Genomic DNA, 2,082 nt, shown 5'->3' with positions numbered 1-2,082 from the left:
GGAAAAGCGCGGCAACTAACATCGGCAGTTTCGCCGGAGGGCAATTGCCCTCCCCGACGCGCCGTCGAGCGGCACGTGGCGGCGCTGCATGCGAGCCTCGCCGGCGAGCGCTCCGTGACGCTGGTCGGGCACTCGCTCGGGGCAGCGCTGGCGCTCGCCTATGCGGCGCGCTATCCGTCGGTCGTCAGGCGACTCGTGCTGATCAGCCTTCCCAACTTCGGCGGCGCCGAAGGGGCCACCGCCTGGTTCGCCCGTCAACGCGGCGGCTGGATCTACACGAACATGTGGGCGACCGCAATCGCGTGCATCCTGACGCGGCGCGTCGTCGGACGCCTGTTGCCGCGTCTTCTTCGCGACATCCCGCGCGAAGTCGCCGAGGACCTCGTGGCGCACACCATGGTGTCGTCGACTTCGTCGTTGTGGGAAGCGCTGTACCGACATGACCTGCGCGCCGAGGCGGAGGCGACGGCGCAGATCCTGCCGGTGCTGATGTTGCACGGCAGTGCGGATCTGGCCGCGCCTTTGGCCGGGGCGCAGGAGCTCGCGGCTGCGCGTTCGACGTGGGAGATGCGCGTCCTCGGCGGCGTGGACCACCATCCGTGGTTGCGGGTGCCGCACGAATGCCTGCAACACATCGAGCAGTGGCTCTCCAGACTCGCGGAACGTGCGCCGGCGAGCCCCGCCGAGCACCTCGAAAGTGCGCGCGCCACTGGCGTCGGCGTGAAGGAGCATCCTTGAACAGTATGTCGCTGTCGGACCTGTTGGGCGTCGGTATCGCGCTGGCGGCGGGCCTGCTCATCGGATTGGAGCGAGGCTGGCATCAGCGTGATCTGCCCGATGGCCACCGCGTGGCCGGCCTTCGCACGTTTGCGCTGATCGGCTTGCTCGGCGGCTTGAGCGGTCTGCTCGCGCAACGATGGGGAGCGATCGTCCTGGGCGTCGTGCTGGCCGTGGTGGCGTTGCTGGTCCTGGCCGGCTACATCGTGACGGCGCGCATGCACAGCGTCATGGGCCTGACCACGGCGATGGCAGCCATCACCACGTTCCTTGTCGGCGTGTTGGCGGCAGGCGGCAGCACACTTCTCGCCTCCGCCGTCGCAGTGGTGACGGTGGCACTGCTGCAACTCAAACGGCCGATGCACAACGGCATCGGCAAGCTCACCGAAAGCGAGTTGACCAGCGGCATCCAGTTGCTGCTGATCAGCGTCGTCATCCTTCCGGTCATCCCCGATCGCGGGTTCGGCCCATTCGAGGCATTGAATCCCTACAAGCTCTGGTGGGCGGTCGTGCTGCTTGCGTTGCTCTCGTTCCTCGGGTTCGTCCTGATGCGCTGGTTCGGGGCCCGGCGCGGACTCACCCTCACCGCACTGCTTGGTGGACTGGTGTCCAGCACCGCCACCACGGCGACGCTGGCACGCTGGGCCAAGGAAGCCCCGCAGTGGCGGCCCCTGGCGGCTGGAGGAGCCACGCTCGCGTGCGCGGCCATGTTCGGCCGCATGGCGGTGCTGGTAGCCGTCGCTGCGCCGGCGCTCGGCACAGCGACAGTCGGGACCCTGGGCGCCATGGCCGTCACCGGGGCCGCGTTCGGTGCGTACCTGACCACGCGCGAGCATGCGCGGGATCTTCCGGATCTGTCGACTCAGAATCCGCTGAAGCTGACCGCAGCCGTTCAGTTCGCGCTGTTCCTTGCAGCAGTGCTGCTCGCCGGCCGGTTCCTCGCCGACCGGTTCGGCGACGCCGGGCTGCTGGTCACGGCGGCGATCTCGGGTCTGGTCGATGTCGACGCCATCACGCTGTCCGTGGGCCGGATGGTCGGCGATGGGGTTGTCGGTGCGTCGGTCGCAGGCCTGGCGGTCTTTCTCGCGGCCGCCGTCAACCAGGTCACCAAGCTCGGGCTGTTGTGGGTGCTCGACAGTCGATCGCTGGCGCTGAAGGTGCTGCCGGCTTATGCGCTGATGGCGCTCGTCGGTGTCGGAGCGGCGCTGGCACTGGGCTGAGCTGCGGTGACGTTCGCGCGACGGCGCGTCGGGGAGGGCAATTGCCCTCCGGCGAAACTGCCGATGTTAGTTGCCGCGCTTTTCC

2 protein-coding genes are annotated in these 2,082 nt (G+C 68.5%); both read left to right on the top strand.

Annotation, left to right across the window (positions count from 1 at the left end):
* On the top strand, nucleotides 1-738 hold a 738-nt coding region (locus Taqua_RS12930; protein WP_144326976.1), incomplete at its 5' end, for an alpha/beta fold hydrolase.
* Nucleotides 739-743: 5 nt separating this feature from the next.
* Entirely contained in the window at nucleotides 744-1,997 is a 1,254-nt protein-coding gene (locus Taqua_RS12925) for an MgtC/SapB family protein (RefSeq protein WP_144326977.1), read from the top strand.
* The last annotated feature ends 85 nt before the right edge of the window (nucleotides 1,998-2,082 follow it).

The sequence above is a fragment of the Tepidimonas aquatica genome, assembly GCF_007556585.1.
Classification (GTDB): Bacteria; Pseudomonadota; Gammaproteobacteria; order Burkholderiales; family Burkholderiaceae_C; genus Tepidimonas; species Tepidimonas aquatica.
The sequence above is the reverse complement of the archived record's forward strand: the minus strand, read 5'-3'. Positions and strand labels throughout refer to the sequence as shown.